Origin of the sequence: Actinomadura terrae, from assembly GCF_022751215.1 — a bacterium.
GTDB classification, from domain to species: Bacteria; Actinomycetota; Actinomycetes; order Streptosporangiales; family Streptosporangiaceae; genus Spirillospora; species Spirillospora terrae.
In genome coordinates this window covers 423,658-443,730 of the sequence record NZ_JAICDG010000001.1, presented here as the reverse complement: position 1 = coordinate 443,730, position 20,073 = coordinate 423,658, and the positions used below count along the sequence as shown (strand labels likewise).

Annotated in this window: 13 protein-coding genes; 5 read left to right on the top strand and 8 right to left on the bottom strand. The window is 73.7% G+C overall.

What is annotated here, in order from left to right; all coding sequences use genetic code 11:
* Window positions 1–77: 77 nt before the first annotated feature.
* The 4 genes from K2F47_RS01905 to mfd all read right to left on the bottom strand — a co-directional run bounded on the left by K2F47_RS01905 (window position 78) and on the right by mfd (window position 7,886).
* Window positions 78–2,531, bottom strand: a complete 2,454-nt coding sequence (locus K2F47_RS01905) for a penicillin-binding protein (protein ID WP_242900909.1) — start codon at window positions 2,529–2,531, stop codon at window positions 78–80.
* 70 nt (window positions 2,532–2,601) lie between these two features.
* Window positions 2,602–3,627, bottom strand: coding sequence for a nucleoside triphosphate pyrophosphohydrolase (locus tag K2F47_RS01900; RefSeq protein WP_242900908.1), 1,026 nt, complete (start codon window positions 3,625–3,627; stop codon window positions 2,602–2,604).
* Entirely contained in the window at window positions 3,624–4,277 is a 654-nt protein-coding gene (locus K2F47_RS01895; protein ID WP_242900907.1) for a SurA N-terminal domain-containing protein, read from the bottom strand. The genes K2F47_RS01900 and K2F47_RS01895 overlap by 4 nt, the downstream gene beginning before the upstream one ends.
* 57 nt (window positions 4,278–4,334) lie before the next feature.
* The gene (mfd, locus tag K2F47_RS01890; protein ID WP_242900906.1) at window positions 4,335–7,886 is read right to left on the bottom strand and encodes a transcription-repair coupling factor; all 3,552 of its coding nucleotides are present in this window, start codon (window positions 7,884–7,886) and stop codon (window positions 4,335–4,337) included.
* A gap of 273 nt (window positions 7,887–8,159) precedes the next feature.
* Here mfd and K2F47_RS01885 point away from each other — a divergent pair, with 273 nt between their 5' ends.
* The 3 genes from K2F47_RS01885 to K2F47_RS01875 all read left to right on the top strand — a co-directional run bounded on the left by K2F47_RS01885 (window position 8,160) and on the right by K2F47_RS01875 (window position 11,974).
* A complete protein-coding gene (locus K2F47_RS01885) occupies window positions 8,160–9,167 on the top strand; it encodes a class I SAM-dependent methyltransferase (protein WP_242900905.1) in 1,008 nt (335 codons plus the stop codon).
* A gap of 246 nt (window positions 9,168–9,413) precedes the next feature.
* Window positions 9,414–10,886 carry an adenylyl-sulfate kinase gene (gene cysC / locus K2F47_RS01880; RefSeq protein WP_242900904.1) on the top strand — a complete coding sequence of 491 codons (1,473 nt, stop codon included), beginning with the start codon at window positions 9,414–9,416 and terminating at the stop codon, window positions 10,884–10,886.
* A 119-nt stretch (window positions 10,887–11,005) separates the two neighbouring features.
* Window positions 11,006–11,974 (top strand): sulfite exporter TauE/SafE family protein, encoded by a 969-nt coding sequence (locus K2F47_RS01875; RefSeq protein ID WP_242900903.1) that lies wholly within the window; start codon window positions 11,006–11,008, stop codon window positions 11,972–11,974.
* Here the strand turns inward: K2F47_RS01875 and K2F47_RS01870 are convergent.
* From K2F47_RS01870 to K2F47_RS01860, 3 genes are all read right to left on the bottom strand, one after another.
* Complete coding sequence (locus K2F47_RS01870; RefSeq protein ID WP_242900902.1) at window positions 11,951–13,216, bottom strand: polysaccharide biosynthesis protein; 1,266 nt, start codon at window positions 13,214–13,216, stop codon at window positions 11,951–11,953. The two genes, K2F47_RS01875 and K2F47_RS01870, sit on opposite strands and share 24 nt — an antisense overlap.
* 62 nt (window positions 13,217–13,278) lie before the next feature.
* The gene (locus K2F47_RS01865; RefSeq protein ID WP_242900901.1) at window positions 13,279–14,844 is read right to left on the bottom strand and encodes a YveK family protein; all 1,566 of its coding nucleotides are present in this window, start codon (window positions 14,842–14,844) and stop codon (window positions 13,279–13,281) included.
* 15 nt (window positions 14,845–14,859) lie between these two features.
* Window positions 14,860–16,026, bottom strand: a complete 1,167-nt coding sequence (locus K2F47_RS01860; RefSeq protein WP_242900900.1) for a glycosyltransferase family 4 protein — start codon at window positions 16,024–16,026, stop codon at window positions 14,860–14,862.
* A 183-nt stretch (window positions 16,027–16,209) separates the two neighbouring features.
* Here K2F47_RS01860 and K2F47_RS01855 point away from each other — a divergent pair, with 183 nt between their 5' ends.
* Together K2F47_RS01855 and K2F47_RS01850 are read left to right on the top strand one after the other, a co-directional pair.
* A complete protein-coding gene (locus tag K2F47_RS01855; RefSeq protein WP_242900899.1) occupies window positions 16,210–17,322 on the top strand; it encodes a DUF1972 domain-containing protein in 1,113 nt (370 codons plus the stop codon).
* 102 nt (window positions 17,323–17,424) lie between these two features.
* Complete coding sequence (locus K2F47_RS01850; protein WP_242900898.1) at window positions 17,425–18,297, top strand: phosphotransferase; 873 nt, start codon at window positions 17,425–17,427, stop codon at window positions 18,295–18,297.
* A 98-nt stretch (window positions 18,298–18,395) separates the two neighbouring features.
* Here the strand turns inward: K2F47_RS01850 and K2F47_RS01845 are convergent, their stop codons facing one another.
* Window positions 18,396–20,042: a PQQ-binding-like beta-propeller repeat protein gene (locus K2F47_RS01845; RefSeq protein WP_242900897.1), complete on the bottom strand. Its 1,647-nt coding sequence runs from the start codon at window positions 20,040–20,042 to the stop codon at window positions 18,396–18,398.
* Between the last annotated feature and the right edge of the window lie 31 nt (window positions 20,043–20,073).

Sequence of the window (20,073 nt, the reverse complement as noted above, 5' to 3'; positions counted from 1 at the left end):
TGCGAGGGCGCCGGCCCCCGCGAGTCGATCTACCCGAAGGCCCGCCGATCACACGGCCGGGGTAGGGAAAGAGCAGGTCAGTGAGGCAATCCGGGCGGGAACGTGATCGGCGGAACCGGGACCTGCTCGTCGCCGCCCCCACCGCCGTCACCGCCGTCGCCGCCGTCACCGGGCCACGGCCGCCGTCCCGGGCCCTTGCTGGGCCGCAGCGTGATCGTGTCGCCGGGCTCGGCGGTGCGCGCGCCCGGCTCCATCTCGGCGACGGTGCCCTTCGGGTACTTCTCCGACTCGACGGGCGCCCCGACGCGCGTCCTGAACCCGGCGGCGCGCAGCTTCGCGACGGCCTCGACGGGCCTCATCCCGCGCACGTCGGGCACCTTCGCCTTGTCCTCGCCCGAGCCCTTGCTGAAGAAGTGCGACGGCGGGCGGTGGAACGACCCGGCGGGCGTGTCGGCCAGGGCGCCGAGCATGCTCTGCTGCCAGATCGGCGCGGGGATCGTCGCGCCGAACACGGCCCCGTAGCACTCCCCGTCCATGCACAGGTCCTGCATGGGGTAGCGGTAGCCGCCGCGCGGGTCCCCGACCCACACGGCCGACGCCAGCTCGGGCGTGTACCCGGCGAACCAGGCGGCGGAGAAGTTGTCGACGGTGCCGGTCTTCCCGGCGGCCGGGCGTCCGAGCCCGAGCCCCTTGGCGGTGCCCTTGGTCAGCACGCCGCTCAGGACGTAGTTGACGGCGTCCGCCACGTCCTTGTCGATGGCCTGCTTGCACCCCGCGCCCGGCACCTTGATCTGGTGCCCGGACGCGTCGGTGACCCGCCGGATCGCGATCGGCGAGCAGTACCGGCCGCGCGCGCCGAACGCCGCGTACGCCGCCGCGAGCCGCACCGGAGAGACGGGGTTGAACCCGAGCGTGAACGAGGGGTACTGCTCCAGCGGGTCGCCGTCGGCCTGCCGCATCCCGAGCTTCTCCGCCATCCGGACGGTCTCGCACAGCCCGACCTTCTTCTCCAGCGCGAGGAAGAACGTGTTCACCGAGTGGTGCGTCCCGGTGACGAGGCTGAAGCTCTTGCCGCCCTCGCCGTCGGCGGCGTTGCGCAGCGGTGTGCCCGGGTCGCCGCGGCTGCGGCCCTTGCAGTCGCGGTAGCCGACGGCGGTGTAGGAGCGCGGCGCCATCAGCCGCGTCCCGAACGGCAGGCCGTCGTCCAGCGCGGCGGCCAGCGTGAACGCCTTGAACGTCGACCCGGCCTGCATGCCGATGCTGGAGCCGTGGTCGGCGTCGGCGGCGAAGTTGATCCAGGTCTTGCCGCGTTCCCGGTCGGGCCCGAGCGTGCGGTCCACGACCATCGCCTTGATCTCGCCGGTGCCGGGCTCGACCATCGCCTCGGCGGCGGCCTTGTGCGCGGAGTTCCTGCGCGGGACGTGCCCGTCCACGGCCTTCTGCGCGGCCCGCTGCGCCCGCCGGTCCAGCGTCGTGCGGATGGTGAGGCCGCCCCGTTTGAGCAGCTTCTCCCGTTCCTGCGGCGTCTTCCCGAAGACCGGGCTGGTGAGGATCTCCCGCTGGACGTAGTCGCAGAAGAACGGCGCCCCGCTGGTGACGCAGCCGCTCCTGGCGTCCTGGACGCGCAGCGCGATCGGCTGCCGCGCGGTCGCCTCCGCCGTCGCGTGGTCGATCCAGCCGAGCTCGGCCATCCGGCGGAGCACGATGTCGCGGCGCTCGCGGGCCACGCCCGGATGGTGGACGGGATCGTAGGCGTAGGGGTAGCGGATCACGGCGGCCAGCAGCGCGGACTCGGCGAGGTCCAGCTTGGCCGCGGGCTTGGAGAAGTAGTGCCGCGCCGCGGCCTCGATCCCGTACGCGCCGTCGCCGTAGTAGGCGATGTTGAGGTAGCGGCGGAGGATCTCGTCCTTGGGGTAGCGCTTCTCCAGCGCCACCGCGTACCGCAGCTCGCGGATCTTGCGGGCGGGCGAGATCTCCTTGGCGGCGCGCTGCTCGGCCCGCGAGTCGGCGGTGGTCAGCAGCAGGTTCTTGACGTACTGCTGGGTGATGCCCGAGCCGCCCTGCGTCACCTTGCCGTTGCTCAGGTTGCTGGCCAGCGCCCGCAGCGTGCCCTGGGAGTCGATCGCGCCGTGCTCGTAGAAGCGGCTGTCCTCGATGGCGAGGACGGCACGGCGCGCGATCGGCGCGATGCCCTTGAGCGGGACGTCCACCCGGTTCTGGTAGAAGAACGTCGCGATCGTCGAGCCGTCGGCGGCGAGGATGCGGGAGCGCTGCGGCACGCCGGACGTGCTCAGCCCCTCCGGCTCGCTCCCGAACCAGTGCGCGGCGTCGCGGGTGCCGACCCCGGCGGTGCAGGCGGTGGGCAGGATCATCAGCGCGACCAGCACGCCCGACAGCCCGCCGAGCGCGCCCAGCCCGCGGAGCGCCCGGGCCTTCTCGGCGCGCGTCGTGGACGCGGTGAGCACCCGGCGCCGGCGGCGTTTCGGGGTGGGGAGCGGGCCCCGGCCGCCGTTTCCTGCCTTGATCGGCACGCGCTCAGGGTAGACGGGCGACACCCGCCGGACCACCCCATCGAAGATTCTTCGGGCGGTATCCCCCGAATCAGGCGTCCCGTCCGCGCCTTTCCCAGACTCTGACACGATCGCGGAATACCCGCGAAACCGCGCGCAACTCCGCCTCGGGATCAACGCCCCGCTCGCCCGCCTCCCGGACGAGCGCGAAAAGCCTTACGCCGAGGTCGCTTCCGACATCCGACCCGGAGCCGGAACCGGCGTCCGAACCGTTCTCCGAGGTCAGGGCACCATTCGTGGCCGGGGCGAGGTCCTGCGGCGCGCCCATCCGCCGGGCCCGGCGCTGGAGCTGGGCCGCCAGCGACAGCGCGGGCTGGCCCATCGGCACGCCGTCCAGCGCGGACGCCTCGGCGCCGCTCTTCTCCGCCCGCTCCGCCGCCTTGATCTGCTCCCAGTTGGCGTCGACCTCGTCGGCGCCGGAGACCGACACGTCCGCGAACACGTGCGGGTGCCGCCGGACGAGCTTGTCGACGATCGCGCCCGCGACGTCGTCGATCGTGAACGCGGTCTCGTCGTCGCGCTCGGACGCCACCACCGCGTGGAACGCGACCTGCAACAGCACGTCGCCGAGCTCCTCCCGCAGCGCCCCGAGGTCGCCGGACTCGATCGTGTCGAGGACCTCGTAGGCCTCCTCCAGCAGGTACGGAACGAGCGTCTCGTGCGTCTGCTCCCGGTCCCACGGGCACTCGCGGCGCAGCGTCTCCATCACCGAGACCAGGTCGAGCACCCGCGCGCCGGGCAGGTCGTAGGAGCCGTGCAGCACCTCCACGTCCAGCGGGTCGTCCAGGACGAGCGTGCCGACCTCGCGCATCAGCGCCTCGTCGCCCTCGGGCGCCGCGACCCACACGACGTCCTCCCGCCGCGCCGCCGCGACCAGGTCGAACGCGTCGGGGGCGGCGACCTCCTCGGGCGTGATCCCGGCGTCGCGCAGGTACGGCAGCAGCGGATGCCCGGCCCGCACCCGCACCCGCGCGGCCGACCGGAGCGCCTCCCACGCCTTCCACGTCAGCAGGCCGGGCGCCACGCGGTGCGTGGTGGCGAGCAGGGTCAGGCTCATGAGCGGTCGAGGCCCGACTCGGGGCTGGACAGCCGGTAGGCGACCTGGCCGACGTTGCCGCGCAGCGGGTCGAACGTCCCGTACCTGGGGTTGACCTCGATGTGCAGGCGGCCCGCGGTGCCGCGGATGAGCTGGGTGTAGCGCTGGCCCGCCTGCATCGTCGCGGGGCTCTGCGGGTTGCCGTCGGAGCCGAGCCGCTCCAGCAGCAGCCGCTTGGTCGCGACGAAGCGGGCCAGGTCGCGGGACCGGTCGCCGGGCAGCCCGCTCGCCAGCGTGATCGAGGTGGCGCCGCCCGGCTGCTGGTTCATCTCGCGCAGGACGTCGTCGGTGCGGCCGTCCGGCACCGCCACGCCCTGCTCCTTCGCCAGCCTCTCGACGACCTGGAAGTTCACCAGCAGCGTCAGCGCCATGCGCAGGTCGGACTCGCCCGCCTCGGTGCCGAGCTGGTCGCCCTGGCCCGCGGCCCCGGCGCGGATCCGGTTGGCGAGCGCGTCGTTCTTGAACTGCGTGCGCCAGTCGCGGACGGTCTGGCTGAGGGAGGTGACCGTGATGCGGTCGTCACCCACGATGGCGGCGGTACCGGGCTTCGGCGCGTCGCCGCACCCGGCCAGCGCGCCGGCCGCCACCAGGGCGGCCGCCGCGATCTTCACGGACCTACCGAACACGGGACCCCATCTCGTCGTTGATCATTTCAGGACCGCGCCAGCCTATGCGCGGACCGGTTCGAGGAACAGGGCCTCGACCAGGTCCGTCGCCCAGCGCAGAAGCTCCTGGTCGCGCAGCGGGCGGCCGCCGAGGGGCGCGGTCTTCGGCACCGGCACGAGCAGCGTGTCGGTCGCCGGTTTGAGGATGCTCTTCGGGTACAGCCGCTGCAACCTGACCTGCTTGGAGTCCGGCAGCGCCGCGGGCGAGAACTTCACGAAGTTGCCCTGGAGCGTGACGTCGGTGAGCCCCGCCGCCCGCGCCCTGGCCCGGAACCGCGCGACCTCCAGCAGGTTCAGCACCGGGACGGGCAGCGGCCCGAACCGGTCCTTCAGCTCCTCGTGCACGGGTTCGATCTCGTCCTCGGACGTGATCGCCGCGATCCGCCGGTAGGCGTCCAGCCGGAGCCGCTCCCCCGGCACGTACTCGTGCGGCAGGTGCGCGTCGACGGGCAGCTCGACCTTGGTCTCGACGGCCTGCGGCTCGCCGCCGCCCTCCTTCAGGTCCCGGACGGCCTCCCCCACCATCCGGACGTACAGGTCGAACCCGACGCCCGCGACGTGCCCGGACTGCTCGGCGCCGAGGATGTTGCCCGCGCCCCGGATCTCCAGGTCCTTCATCGCGACGTACATGCCCGCGCCGACCTCGGTGTGCTGCGCCAGCGTCGCGAGCCGCTCGTGCGCGGTCTCGGTCAGCGGCTGCTCGGGCTGGTAGAGGAAGTAGGCGTAGGCCCGCTCCCGGCCGCGCCCGACGCGGCCGCGCAGCTGGTGGAGCTGCGACAGCCCGTACATGTCGGCGCGGTCGACGATCAGCGTGTTGGCGTTCGGGACGTCCAGCCCCGACTCCACGATCGTGGTCGCGACCAGCACGTCGTAGTTCTTCTCCCAGAAGTCGACCATCACGCGTTCGAGCTCGTGCTCGTTCATCTGCCCGTGCGCGATGCCGACCTTCGCCTCCGGGACGAGCCGCGCCAGGGTCGCCGCGACCTTGTTGATCGACCGGACCCGGTTGTGCACGAAGAACACCTGGCCCTCGCGCAGCAGCTCGCGCCGGATCGCCGCCGCGATCTGCTTCTCCTCGTACGGGCCGACGAACGTCAGCACCGGGTGCCGCTCCTCGGGCGGGGTGAGGATCGTCGACATCTCCCGGATGCCGGTGAGGCCCATCTCCAGCGTGCGCGGGATCGGCGTCGCCGACATCGCGAGCACGTCCACCTGCGTCCGGAGCCGCTTCAGCTCCTCCTTGTGCTCGACGCCGAACCGCTGCTCCTCGTCGATGATCACCAGGCCGAGGTTCTTGAACCGGGTCTGCGCCGACAGGATGCGGTGCGTGCCGACCACCACGTCCACGGTGCCCTGCGCGAGGCCCTCCAGCGTCCGGTCGATCTCCCCGTTCGACTGGAACCGGCTGATCGGCTTCACCACCACCGGGAACGGGCCGAACCGCTCGGAGAACGTCGACAGGTGCTGCTGGACGAGCAGCGTCGTCGGCACCAGCACCGCGACCTGCCGCCCGTCCTGGACGGCCTTGAACGCCGCCCGGACCGCGATCTCGGTCTTGCCGTAGCCGACGTCGCCGCAGATCAGCCGGTCCATCGGGACGGGCCGCTCCATGTCCTGCTTGACCTCGTCGATGGCGGCGAGCTGGTCGGGCGTCTCGGCGTAGGGGAAGGCGTCCTCCAGCTCCCGCTGCCAGGGGGTGTCGGCGCCGAACGGGTGCCCCGGGCTCGCCATCCGCGCCGAGTACAGCCGGATCAGCTCCCCGGCGATCTGCTTGACCGCCTTGCGCGCCCGCGACTTGGCCTTCTGCCAGTCGGCGCCGCCGAGCCGGTGCAGGCTCGGCGCCTCGCCGCCGACGTAGCGGGTCAGCTCCTCCAGCTGGTCGGTCGGGACGAACAGCCGGTCGCTCTTGGCGTACTCCAGGATCAGGTACTCGCGGGTGGCGCCCTGCACCGTCCGGCTGACCATCTCCACGTACCGGCCGACGCCGTGCTGCTCGTGCACGACGTAGTCGCCGGGCTTGAGCTGGAGCGGGTCGATGCCGCCGCGCCGCCGCGACGGCATCCGCCGCATGTCCTTGGTGGACGACTTCTGCCCGGACAGGTCGGTCTCGGTCAGCACCGCCAGCTTCACCGACTCCCAGGTGAAGCCGTTCTCCAGCAGCCCGGTCGCGACCGTGACCAGCGACGGCTCGGGCGGCTCCGGCAGGTCGGCGAGCCGCGCGCCGAGCCCCTCCTCCCCCATCAGCTGGACGAGCCGCTCCGCGGGCCCGTGCCCGGCGGTGACCATCACGACGTGCCAGCCGCCGTCGATCCACCCCTTCACGTCCCCGACCAGCCGGGACGTGTCGCCCCGGTACGCCTCGGCGGGCTGCACGCCAAGGCTCAGCGCCTCCCCCTCGGGGTTAAGCGCCGTCACGCTCCAACGTGGCAGGCCCAGTTCGGTGCTGTGCGCGCGGACCTCCTCCAGCGACCGGAACGCCGCCGCGCCGAGGTCGATCGGCGCCTCGCCGCCCGCCGCCGCGTTGACCCAGCTCGCCTCCAGGAACTCCTGGCTCGTGCGGACCAGCTCCGCCGAGCGGGTGCGGATCCGCTCCGGCTCGCACACCAGCAGCGCCGAACCGTCCGGCAGCAGGTCGGTCAGCAGCTCCATGCCCTCGGCGAGGACGGGCGAGAACGCCTCCATGCCCTCGACGGTGTCGCCGTCGGCGATCCGGCCGAGGATCTCCTCCAGCGCCGGGTGCTGCGCCGCCAGCTCACGCGCCCGCGCGCGCACCGGCTCGGTCAACGGCAGCTCACGGCACGGCGGCGCCCACAGGCCCCCCGCCGCGACCTCCAGCGACCGCTGGTCGGCGGCCTTGAAGTAGCGGATCTCCTCGACGGTGTCGCCCCAGAACTCCACCCGCAGCGGGTGCTCCTCGGTGGGCGGGAACACGTCCAGGATGCCGCCGCGCACCGCCAGCTCGCCGCGCTTCTCCACCAGGTCGACGCGGTGGTAGCCCGCGTCCACCAGGCGCCGGACGACCTCGTCCATGTCCGCGTCCGCGCCGGAGGACAGCCTGACGGGCTCCAGGTCGGCGAGACCCGACACGATCGGCTGGAGCACCGCCCGGATCGGCGTCACGACCACGTCGAGGCCGCCGCCGCGTCCCGGGCCCTCGCCCGCCTCGGCGGCGGGGTCGCCCGCGTCCGGGTGGACGAGGCGCCGCAGCACCGCGAGCCGCTGGCCCACCGTGTCCGAGCGCGGCGACAGCTTCTCGTGCGGCAGCGTCTCCCACGCCGGGAAGTGCGCGACCCGGCCCGGGTCGAGCAGGCTCGTCAGCGCGGCGGTGAGGTCCTCGGCCTCGCGGCCGGTCGCGGTCACCGCCAGCACGACGCCCTGCCCGCCGTTCCCGCCCTTCTCGCCGCCTGCGGCACGGGTCGCCCGGCTGAGGGCGGCGGCCAGCACTGGCCAGAGCGACGGGGGCGCGACGACCTCCTGGTCCAGCCGCGCGTGGGTGAGCGCGCGCGCCAGCCCGGGGTCGGTGCACGCAAGGTCAACAAGTCCGTTGAGGGTCATCTTCGCCAGCTACTCGATCCGCCGCTGAGGTCCGCCGCTGAGGGACGCACCGGCCGGTGCGCGCGGGCCGCCCACCGGTCGCCAGGGCAGCCCGAAGAACCGGAATCCGTCCGGACCCGGTGCCCGTACCAGGGTACGCGCCCCCCGGAGGCCCCCGGATACCCGCCCGCGCGGCGCCCCGGCGGAAGTGGTCCGGTCGGCACGCGACACGGCCGTGCCCAACAATGGGCAAATAGCGGACAGAGTGCAGTCGGACGATTACGCTGCGAGACTGTGACCGATCTGCGTACGCCGCCGGTCAGCGACGGCGATCTCTTCTCCGAACGTGCCCGCCAGTACGCCCTAGAGAAGCCCCTACAGCGGATCCACATCCTGGAGGCGGGGTGCGGCTGGGGCGAGGGGCTCGACCTCGGCGACCATGACCGCCTGGTCACGGGCGTCGACGTGGAGGCGCCCGAGCTGCGCGCCCGCACCTGCGAGCGCGCCGACCTCGACACCTGGCATCTGGGCGACCTGCGCACGGTGCCGCTGCCGCCGCGCGCCTACGACGTCGTGCACGCCTCCTACCTGATCGAGCGCGTCCCGCACGCCGAACTCGTCCTCGACCGGTTCGTGGCCGCGCTGAAGCCGGGCGGGCTGCTGCTGGTCCACCTGCGCGACCGCAACACCGCGTTCGGGTTCCTCGACCGGCACCTCCCCCGCTGGATGCACGCCTCCGGACGGCGGCGCCGGGCCCGCGCCGGCCGGACGCCCCGGGGCACGCACGCCCGCGTCCCGCACCCCGACCCCGTCCCGGAACCGAAACCGGAGCCGGGCCCCGAGCCCGCCGCTCCGGCGGACGACCCGGGCGACGTCCTGGTCGCCCCCCAGCCCGCCCCCGAGCCCGCACCGCCCTCGGAAGCACCCGCCACGTCCGACGAACCCGACGCGCCGGCCACACCGGCCGCGGTCGAGGCCCTCCCCGAGCCCCGCCGGGCGGAGCCGCGCAAGGAGGTCGAGCCCCGCGCCGGGCGCGGCCGGGCCGCCCACCCGCCGGCCGCCGTGTACGACCGGGTCGCCTCGCGCCAGGGCATGCAGTGGTACTGCGTGATGCGCGGGCTCGTCATCGCCGAGGAGTACACGTCCCGGCAGGCCATCGACGCGCTCGGGGCCGGAACCGGCCTCGCCGACGTGCTGTGCCGGCTGGTGTCGGCGCTCAGCCGGGGGCGGCTCCCCGCGGACCACAGCGAGATCACGCTGGTCATCCGCAAACCCGAGAACCGCTTCGCCCGGGTCATCTGAAACCGCCGCCCGTGCCGCCGCCGGGCCCGGCACCGGGCCCCCGGGATGCGCGGACGGGCAGGTCCGCAGTATTTTCCCTGCGGGAGGAGGGGACGCGGGGTGGCGTCCACCCGGCCCCCCAAGGCTGGCCCCCACGCCGACCCGTGTCACGCGGAACCCGACCCGCCGCCGGCGCGGCCAGCCGCCGTCCTGGACCAACCACCTGGATCGGCCCGGCCGCGCGCCGGGCCCGGATCGGAGACCGCGGTGACCGCCGACGCCGGCCTGCCCGACACGCTGCGCGACCTGCCCGTCTGGACACCGGACGCGCGTGAGCTCGCCGATCTTGAGCTGCTGCTGGCCGGCGCGTACCGGCCGCTGACGGGGTTCCTCGGCTCGTTCGACACCGCCATGGTGATCGCGGGCGGGCGGCTCGCCGACGGGACGCCCTGGCCGGTGCCGGTCACGCTGGCCGTGCCGAAGGAGCTGACGGGCCAGGAGCGGGTCGTCCTCCAGGACCCGGAGGGCGTGCCGCTGGCGGTGCTGCGGGTCGCCGAGGCGTGGCAGGACCCGACCACGCAGGGCTGGCGGCTCGCCGGATCGCTGGAGGCCCTGCGCGCCCCCGCGCACGGACCGTTCCACCGCCTGCGCCGCCGCCCCGACGAGGTCGAGGCCGTCGAGGGCCCCGTGCTGGCCGTCGCGACCCGCGAGTTCCTGCACCGCAAGCAGCTCGGCCAGCTCCGCCAGGTCGCCGAGCGGCTCGGCGCCCACGTGCTGGTGCTGCCGATGCTGAGCGGGGAGCACGACGAGTCGCTCGTCCGGGCGCTGCTCGGGGTCCGCCGGGAACTGCCCGAGGGCACCCGGATCATCCCCGTCCCGCTGCCCGACCGGGGCGACGACCCCGAGCGCGACGTCCTGCTGCACGCCCACATCGCCGCCGCCTACGGCGCCACCCACCTGCTCGCCGACCGGGAGATCGAGGGCAGCGCGGTCCCCGTCGTCGTCCCCGAGCCGTGGGCCTACGACGCGGACGTGGAGGTGTGGCGGCCGGTCGCGCGGATCGAGCCCGACCACGTCCAGGCCGAGCTGACGGCCGAGCGGCTGGGCGAGCTCCTGGACGCGGGCGAGCCCGTGCCCGACTGGTTCACCCCGCCCGCCGTCGCCGCCGAGCTGGCCCTCGCCCGGCCGCCCAAGCACTCGCGCGGGATCACGGTGTTCTTCACCGGCCTGTCGGGCTCGGGCAAGTCCACGGTCGCGCGGGGGCTCGCCGACGCGCTGGTCGAGCGCGGCGGCCGGACGGTCACGCTGCTGGACGGCGACGTCGTGCGGCGCATGCTCTCGGCCGGGCTCACGTTCTCCCGCGCCGACCGCGACGCCAACATCCGCCGGATCGGGTTCGTCGCCGCCGAGATCACCCGGCACGGCGGCGTCGCGATCTGCGCGCCGATCGCCCCGTACGCGGCGACCCGCGCGGAGGTGCGCCGCATGGTGTCGGTCTCGGGCGACTTCGTGCTGGTGCACGTCGCGACGCCGCTGGAGGAGTGCGAGCGCCGCGACCGCAAGGGCCTGTACGCCAAGGCGCGGGCGGGTCTGATCCCCGAGTTCACCGGGATCTCCGACCCCTACGAGGCGCCCGCCGACGCCGACCTGACCCTCGACACGTCCACGATGACGCCGGACGAGGCGGTCGGGCGCGTCCTGGAGGTCCTTGTGGACGGCGGCTGGGTACGTCCGCAATAGCCGCAAAGCAATATCGGTCCGACCAACCCGTGCAACCCCTGTCACCTGGGTTACCTCCGGGACATGTGCTGCCTTAGGCTGATACCACGGTTTTCCTACATAGCAGGTAGGTCATGGCGATGGACTTCGATTGGACGATGGCCGGTGGATCGTTCCTGGTCGCGATCGTCGTTGGGCTGACCGGAATGGGCGGCGGCGCCCTGATGACGCCGATGCTCGTCACGTTCTTCGGCGTCAGCCCGCTCGCGGCGGTCTCCAGCGACCTCGTCGCGGCCGCCGTCATGAAGCCCGTCGGCAGCGCCGTCCACTACCGCCAGGGCACGATCAACATGCGGCTCGTCGGCTGGCTGTGCCTCGGCTCGGTGCCCGCCGCGTTCTCCGGCGTCCTGCTCGCCCGCGCGCTCGGGCACGGCGCCCGGGTCGAGGACATCATCAGCAAGGCGATGGGCGTCGCCCTGCTCATCGCGGCGGCCGGGCTCGTCGTGCGCGGCTACCTCGCCCACCGCGGCCGCGCCGGGACCGACGTCGACGGTGAGCACGCCCCCGAGATCACGATCCGCCCGGTGCCGACCGTCCTGGTCGGGCTGGTCGGCGGGCTCGTCGTCGGCATCACCTCGGTCGGCTCCGGCTCCTTGATCATCGTCGCGCTGCTCGCCCTGTACCCGGCGCTGAAGGCCAACCAGCTCGTCGGGACCGACCTGCTCCAGGCCGTCCCGCTGGTGTTCGCCGCCGCGCTCGGCCACCTGCTGTTCGGCGACTTCCGGATGGAGGTCACGGCCGCGCTGCTGGTCGGCTCGGTGCCGGGCGTCTACGTCGGCTCGAAGATCTCCTCGCGGGCGCCGGGCGGGCTGATCCGCCGCGTCCTCGCGCTGGTGCTGGTGGCGTCCTCGCTGAAGATGTTCGGCCTCGGCGCGGTGCCGCTGGCCTGGACGATGGTCGCGCTCACCTCCGCGACGGTGGCCGTCTGGCTCGTCATGCGGAGCCGCACCGTGCCCGCCACGCCCGCCACGCCCGTCCCCGCGCGGGCCGCGGAAGAGCCCGCCGCCGACGGTGCGCCGGCGGTGTCAACCGACGAGTTCGTCCGCTGACACGGGGAGGTCGGGGGAGGTCTCGTCCGCCGCCTCCGGGACGGGGTCGGTCCTGCGGAGCGTTCGCCACAGCATCGCGGCCGAGACCAGCCCGCCCGCGCCCAGGCAGTACGGCGCGATCGAGGCGTGGCCGGGATCGGTCACCAGCAGCCCCACCAGGACTGCCAGCCCGACCGCGCTCTCCACGCCCCGGACGGTGAACACCTCCCGGGACATCTTGCGGGCCGTCGCCAGGCTGGCGAGCGGCAGCGTGCAGGCGAAGCACACCGCGTAGACGCCCCAGCCGACGAGCGCGACCCGGTCGACCGTGAACGACCCGCCGGTCACCAGCGGGCCGAGCCAGTCGACCAGCAGGATCCCGCCGAGGCTCATGACCAGCGCGATCACCGACAGCAGCACGCAGACGCGCACGGCGCGGCGGGCGGGCATGGGCGCGCCGGTGCGCTCGGCCTTGGCGAAGTCGCCGAGCAGGAACCCGCCCGCGCCGTTGACGAACGTCAGCGCGGGCGCGAGCAGCAGCCGCGCCGCCTCGATGCCCGCGAGCGCGGCGGTCGAGGCGAACGCGGCGATCATGACGCGGGCCAGCAGCAGCGACCCCGGGCGCAGGCCCGCCTGCACCGACCGCCACACCGCGAACCCCGCGATCTCCTTGAACGCGGTGCCGCGCAGCGGGGCGGGCGCGTACTCGGGGGACGGCAGCCGCAGCCGCGCGAGCACGATCGAGACCAGGCAGCCCGCGCACGACGCGGCGAGCATCAGCTCGACGGTGGCGTCGACGCCGAGGGCCAGCGCGCCGGCGAGCGTCCCGATCGTCACGACGAGGTAGGAGGAGTCGTTGAGGGCCAGCCGCCAGAATTCCATCCGCGCGGTGAAGATGCGCCGTCCGGTCTCGTTGAGCAGCCAGAGCGCGACCAGCAGCCCGAACAGCCCGATCCCGGCCACTCCCGCGAGACCCATCGCGGCCGTCACGCCCGCGCCGACCGTGGCGCCCGCGCCCACGGTGATCAGCACCGACAGCAGCAGCGCGCCGCGCACGCGCGGGTCGAACCGGTCGAACACGGTGAGGCTGTCGCCGACCCAGCTCGTCTGCACCGCCGTGATCATCACGAGCACGGAGACGAACAGCGCGTAGGCGCCGTAGCCGGACGGGCCGACCGTCCGCGCGCACAGCGCCTGGACGACCAGGCTGCCGCCCGCCGTGACGAACTGGACGGTGACCGCGCCGCCCGCCGATGCCAGCACGCGGGCGGCCTTGCCCCCGAGCCCTCCGGGACGCCGTTCACCCGTCCCGGAGGCGGCCTGGTCTACCTGTCCAGGTCGTAGTGCATCAGGGACGTGTCGCCTTTTCCCTTGCCGGACCCGTTGCCCGACTCGGGCGTACCCGAATCGGACGAGCCGGACGGCGCGCCCCCCAGGGGGCCCTTACCGCCGAGCAGGGACGCCGGGTCCTCGGCGGTGCGGGTCGGGTCGCCGCCGTCCGCCCACAGATCGGCCGGGGCGTCGGATGTTCCGCCCTCCGGTTCGGCCGGGGTCTCGCCGCGCGGCTTGCCGCGCGCGCCCTTTCCGCGCGGCGCCTTGCCCAGCCCGCCCGAGGCGTTGCCCGAGCCGCGCGAATTCCGCGACCCCGAACCCGAGCCGGAGCCCGACCCGGCGCCGGGGGTCACCGGAAGCCCGGAAGCCGGGCTGGAACTGGAGGGGCTCGACCCGTTCAGCCGCGGCCTGCCCCGGTCGCGGTCGGCGGGCGGCGCCGGAGGGGGCGTCGCCGGGAGGGCCTGCGTGGCGGACGCCGAACGCGGCGGCGCCGGAGGCGCGGCCCGGCCCCGGCGCGGCCGGCTCCCGCGTCCGGACGCGGAGGCGAGCGGATCGTCCCGCTCGGGGCGTTCCCCGAGGCCGTCCTCGGTCCGGGCACCGCCGACCCGCACGTCGGAGGCGTGCCTGCGGCCCTGGTAGGAGCGTCCGGCGGGCAGCTCGGGCGCCGCGCCCGCCAGCTGGCCGCTGCCGAGCACCCCAGCGGGCGGCGCTCCGGCCGCGCCGCCGATCCCCTCCGGCGGCCCGCCCGCCGGCAGCGGGCCGGAGCCCCCGGGACGGCGCGGACGCGACGAGGCCCGCAGGAACGACACCACGCACGCCAGGATCACGCCGATCGCGAAGCCGATCGCGGCGTTCTGCGGAAGCTTGCTCGGCACGGGCGCCGACGGGTCGGCGGTGTCGAGGAACTGGACGCCGTCGTTGGTCTTGGACCGGGCCGACAGCAGCCCGCTCTCCTCGCCCTGGAGCTTGGTCAGCTGGTTGGCGAGCAGGCGGTAGGCGCGGCTGCCGGACTGGGTGACCTCCATGTCCTGCGTGACCTTGGTCTGGAGCGCCTTGATGTTCTTGATCTGCTCGTCCAGCTTGCCGGTGTTGGTGCTGATCGTCACGTCCTGGTAGGCCTGGAGGACCGAGTTGGCGATCACCGCCGCCTCGGTCATGTTGGCCCCGGACGCGGTGACGATCACGACGCCGCCGTCGGGCTTGCTGGAGGTCTTCACCCGGCCGCGCAGCTGCTCGCCGGTGAGCTTCGGGCCGCGCTTCTCGCGGACGATCTGCGCCGCCCGCGCCATCACCGGCGTGGACCCGGCGAACGCCGCCCGCTGCGCGGTGTAGGTGGCATACCCCTGACCGGAGATGACGCCCATGCGCAGCGCGTTGTTGTTGTTGGTCGGGTCGGTGACCGCGAACCGCGCGGTGGCGGTGGCGCCGCTGAACAGGATCTGCGTGGCCGCCACCGACGCCAGCACGCAGGCCAGGACGATGATGAGGGACATCAGCCGGTAGCGCCAGACGGCCTCGACCAGGCTGATCTCCGGTGTGACGGGTGTCTGTGCTGTCATCGGGTGCTCTGGTCCTCAGGAGGCCGGGTGCAAGGGTGAGGGGGACGTCGCGGTCAGGCCGTGCACGACCTCCCGCAGGTCGCGGTGGTACCGGTCGGCGCCGAACCGCTCGGCGGCGTCGGCGGCGGCCCGCTTGGCCATCGCCTGCGCGCCGTCCCAGTCGGCCAGCAGCCGGGCGATGCCGTCGGCCAGCGCGGACGGGTCGTCCGGCGCGACGACCACGCCGTTCTCGCCGTCGGTGAAGATCTCGACCAGCCCCTGGGTCGCGCAGGCGACCACGGGCCGGCCGGCCAGCATCGCCTCCACCGCACCGTTCCCGAAGGATTCGACGCGCGAGGGGACGACCGCGATGTCGGCCTCGGCGAAGGATTTCCAGACCGAGGGGCGGAACCCCGCGAAGACGACGCCGTCGTCGCCGGCCGCGAGGGCCCGGAGCTCGTTCTCGAACCACTCGTAGCCGGGGTAGACGCTGCCGACCAATGTCAAGGTCACATCGTACCCGCGCTCGCGCAGCAACTGGACGGCCCGGACCGCGATGTCGGACCCCTTACGCTGCGAGAGCCGCCCGACCAGCACGATCCTGGCGGGCGGCCCGGGTTCGGAACGCGGCGGCGCCACCTGCTCCGGCGCCGGCCCGTCCACCCCGTTGTAGATGATCCGGGCGCCGCCCTTCCCGGCGGACCCGCCGACGGCGGCGGCGGTGGCCCGGCTGTTGACGACCACCGTGCGGGCGAGCCGGAGCGGCGCGTACAGCACGGCCCGCATCGGCTTCGGCATGCCGTCCTCGGCCTCGTGCACGTGGCAGATCGCGGGCACGCGGGCGACCCGCGCGGCGAGCAGCCAGAACGGCAGCGTCACCGTGTTGACGTAGAGGGCGGCGGCGCGTTCGCGGCGCAGCAGCCTGCGGGCGCGGGGCAGGGCGCGGGCGGCGGCGACGGCGAGCCGCACGAGACCGAAGGGCGTGAGGAACGCCTTGCGCAGGACGGGGACGGGCAGCACGACGATCTCGGCGCCCGCTTCGCGGAGGACGCTCGACAGCGGCCCGTCCTCGGGTAGCGTGACGATGACACGCCAGTGAGTGACGAGAGCCCGCACCGATTCGATGAACGTCCGGTCGGAGCCGTAGAGGTCGGGTGACGGATGCGCCAGCACCACCACGGACCGCGAGTCCCGTTCGGCCACTTGCCCTCCTTCGGGCGGCCGCGTAACCCCGCGCCGCCACCGTTCGCGCAACCTTCAGATTAACTGTTGTTCCCCCCCAGGACGTGCGGTGTCCCTTGCGCATAATCTGTGCGGATCGTAATCAATGCGTCCACAGAGAGAGTGGGGATCAGGGTGCGCATCGCCATGGTAGGGACCCGCGGGGTGCCGGCGCGCTACGGCGGGTTCGAGACGGCGGTGGAGGAGATCGGCCAGCGGCTCGCGGCGGGGGGCCACGAGGTCATGGTCTACTGCCGCGGCGAGCGCCACCCCGAGCCGGAGTATCTCGGGATGCGGCTCATCTACCTTCCGGCGATCGAGAAGAAGGTCGCCGAGACGCTCAGCCACACCGGACTGTCGGTGCTGCACGCGTTCCGGGGCAAGATCGCCCGCGAGGGCGCGGACGTGGCGCTGCTGTTCAACGCGGCGAACGCGCCGCTGCTGCCGGTGCTGCGGACGCTGCGGATACCGGTGGCCACGCACGTGGACGGCCTGGAGTGGAAGCGCACCAAGTGGAGCGGTACAGGCCAGCGCTACTACCGCGCCGCCGAGTCGATGGCCGTCCGCTGGTCGGACGCGCTGATCGCCGACGCCGCCGGAATCCAGGACTACTACCGCGAGAAGTTCGGCGCCGAGTCGGTGTTCATCCCCTACGGCGCCCCGATCCTCACCGCGACCGACACCGGCAAGCTCGCCGCGGCGGGCTACGAGCCGGGCGAGTTCCACCTGGTCGTGGCCCGGTTCGAGCCGGAGAACCACGTCCATGTGGCGGTGGAGGGCTACCGGCGCAGCACGGCGCGCAAGCCGCTGGTGGTCGTCGGCTCGGCGCCCTACGCCGACGAGTACACGGCCCAGGTGAAGGAGCTGGCGGGCGACGACCCGCGCATCACGTTCCTCGGCGGCGTGTGGGACCAGGACCTCCTGGACGCCCTCTACGCGGGCGCGCTGACCTACGTCCACGGGCACTCGGTCGGCGGGACGAACCCGTCGCTGCTGCGCGCGATGGGCGCCGGGGCGTCGGTGCTCGCCTTCGACGTCAACTTCAACCGCGAGGTGCTCGGCGAGGAGGCGGGCCGCTTCTTCGGCGACGCGGCGGAGCTGGCGAAGCGGATCGAGGAGGCCGAGGCCGACCCGGGCGGGGCCGCCGACCGGGGCGACGCGGCGCGCAAGCGGGCCGCCGAGCGCTACGTCTGGGACGACGTGGCCGCCGCCTACGAGCGGCTCTGCCTCGACCTCGTGGAGCGCAGGCTCACCCGCAAGACCGTGCGCCCGAAGTGACCGCGCGCCGACCGAACTCTGGGACAGGCACCGTGGTACAGGCAGCGTGGAGAGGCGGAGCGTGAGATGACCACTACTGGACAAGCGTTCGTTCGGCCGAGCATGGGGACGCGCAACGTCCTCGTCCCGGCGCGGTCGCGGCGCGGCGCGCTCGCGGGCATATCGCTGATCACGCGGTCCAAGCCAGCGGCGCTCGCGGCGCAGTGGGCGCTGTACGGCGCGGTCGCCGCGCTCGGGCCGCGCGCGGTCCCGGGCCCGAAGGTCGCGTGGGAGCCGCCGGGCGGCCGGGAGCGCTGGGAGGCCCTGAGGGCGCGGATCGGAACGTTCGACGACCTGGCCCTCTACGAGCGCCCGCAGGCGTCCAGGACGGGCCTGGCGGCCGTGCTGCTGCGCGCGGGCAGGCCGACGGGGTTCCTCAAGCTCCGGGAGGAGCCGGGCGAGCTCGACCGCGAGCAGCGGGCGCTGTCGGCGTTCCCCGAGGGTCGCGCCGAGGGGTTCCGGGTGCCGCGCGTGCTGGACCGGGACGTGACGGCCGGGTGGCACTGGATGGTCATCGAGGCGATGCCGCCCCGGCCCGCGCGTCCCGTCCGGGGGGTGGCGCTGGAGCCGCTGCTCGCCGACCTCCAGCGGCGGCTGGGGGACGTCCTGCCCCGCACGCCGGAGGTGCCGCCGCACTGGGTGCCGATGCACGGCGACCTGACCGCGTGGAACCTGCGCCGCTGCGGCCCGGGGCTCCCGTGGCTGATCGACTGGGAGGACGCGGCGTGGGCGCCGCCGGGCGCGGACGCCGTCTACTACGAGGCGACCCGCGTCGCGGTGTTCGGCAAGCAGCCCGCGCCGGACGCGGGGAAGGGTTACGCGGAGGCCGCCGAGTTCTGGCTGAAGCGGGTGGAGCTGCGCTCGGACGGCGACCACGACGCCCCGCTGAAGGCGCGGCTGAGCGACGTCCTGCGGTCGATGATCCCGCGCCAGTAGGACGGACACACGAAGCGCGCCCCGGCGGATCGCCGGGGCGCGCTTCGTGTACGTGCTGTGCGTGGTGTCGGTGCCGGAGGGTCAGCCGACCTGGAGGGTCAGCCCACCGACGGGGACGCGGCGCTGGTGAGCGTGTTGCCCAGCGGGTCCTTCACGCGGATCTTGTAGGTGTGCTTGCCCTTCGGCGGCTTGGCGTCGGTGAAGGTCAGGCTCGGACGGTTCCAGAACGTGGAGTTCCGCTTCACCGTGCCGACCGGCGTGGTGCCGTTGTCGCGCAGGACCTCGTAGGTGAGGGCCTCGTTGTCCTGGTCCCAGGTGGACTTCCAGGCGACCCGGATGCCGAGCGTGGTCTTGGTCGCGGTCGGCGCGGCCAGGTCGGCCTTCACCGGGCCGGTCTTGTTCGGCGCCTTGGCCTTGATCGCGAACCGGACCAGGCCCTGCTGCGCCTTCCCGTTCACCTTCGGGAACTCGCCGCCCATGGCCACGTAGCTGGAGTTGCCGGTGACGGCCCAGGCCGCCTGCGACTGGCCGGTGAACGTCCCCGCCGTGAGGGTCGGGAACCAGTGCAGCAGGCTCGGGATCGGCTGGTTGCGGTAGTTGCTGTTCGCCCCGGGCGGGGCGTGGTCGGTGCCCGTCGCGGCCTTGGTCTCGGCGAGCGCCCGGTGCCAGGTCTGCGGCCTGGTCTCGGGGAACGCGCCCAGCGACTCACACGCGTGCGCGTGGGACACGCTGTAGACCGCCGACCCCTGCGCGTACATGCCGTAGGTGGCCCCGTAGCAGTTGTCGAGCCAGACCAGGTCGCCGCTGGCGGCCTTGGCGGCGAAGCGCCCGTCGAACCAGTGGCCGCCCTCGCCGTCGGCCGCGCCGTAGACGGTGTCGCCGTCCACGAACAGGTCGGTGACGTAGGAGAAGTGCTTGTTGTCCTGCTTGGTGGGGATCGGGCGGCTGCTCCACGCGGCGGACGCGCCGTTGGTGGTGTTGACCGCGCCGATGCCGACGTGGGCCGCGCCGTTGAGCTGCTGGAACCGGCCTCCGACCAGCACGCGCTCGTCGCCGGGCGCCACCGCGAGCGCGAACACCTCGTTGTCGTCGGCGGTCGGGCGCCAGGTGTTGTCGTTGTCGCCGTTGGAGGCGTTCACGGCGGCGAGGCGCGTCCGGAACTTGCCGTTGACGTTGAAGAAGTTGCCGCCGAAGTAGACCTTGGAGTTGGTCGCGGCGATGCCCCGGACGATGTTGGACACCTGCGGGTCGAACGCGTCGACGAGCTTGCCGGTCGCGGTGTCGAACGCGGCGAGGCGCTTGTGCTCCTTGCCGTCGACCGCGGTGAACTCGCCGCCGACGTAGACGCGCTTGCCGTCGGGGGAGGCCACGATCCGCAGGCCCTGCCCGTTCAGCGAATGGGCGAAGGACGTGACCAGGTTGCCGGTGGTGAGGTCGAAGGCGAGGATGTTGCCGCGCGCGACCTCCTTGGCGTTGCCGGGCGCGGTGCCCGGCGGGCGCGCCTTGCTGAAGTTGCCGGTCGCGTAGACGGTGTTGCCGACCGTGGTCATGCTCCACACCACGCCGTTGACCTGCCACGTGGGCAGGGGGTCGGCGCTGACGGTGGCGGGCGTCCCGGTCGGGGGCGCGGTGTCGGCGCCGGCGGTCGCCGCCGGCATGATGGACGCGCCTGCGAGCGTGAGGGTGGCGGTGGCCGCGAGGCCGGCGCGCACGCTCGTCCGGCGCCGTCGCGATGAAGCTCCCACGAGTCGGATCCCCTTGCGCTGAAACCCCTGT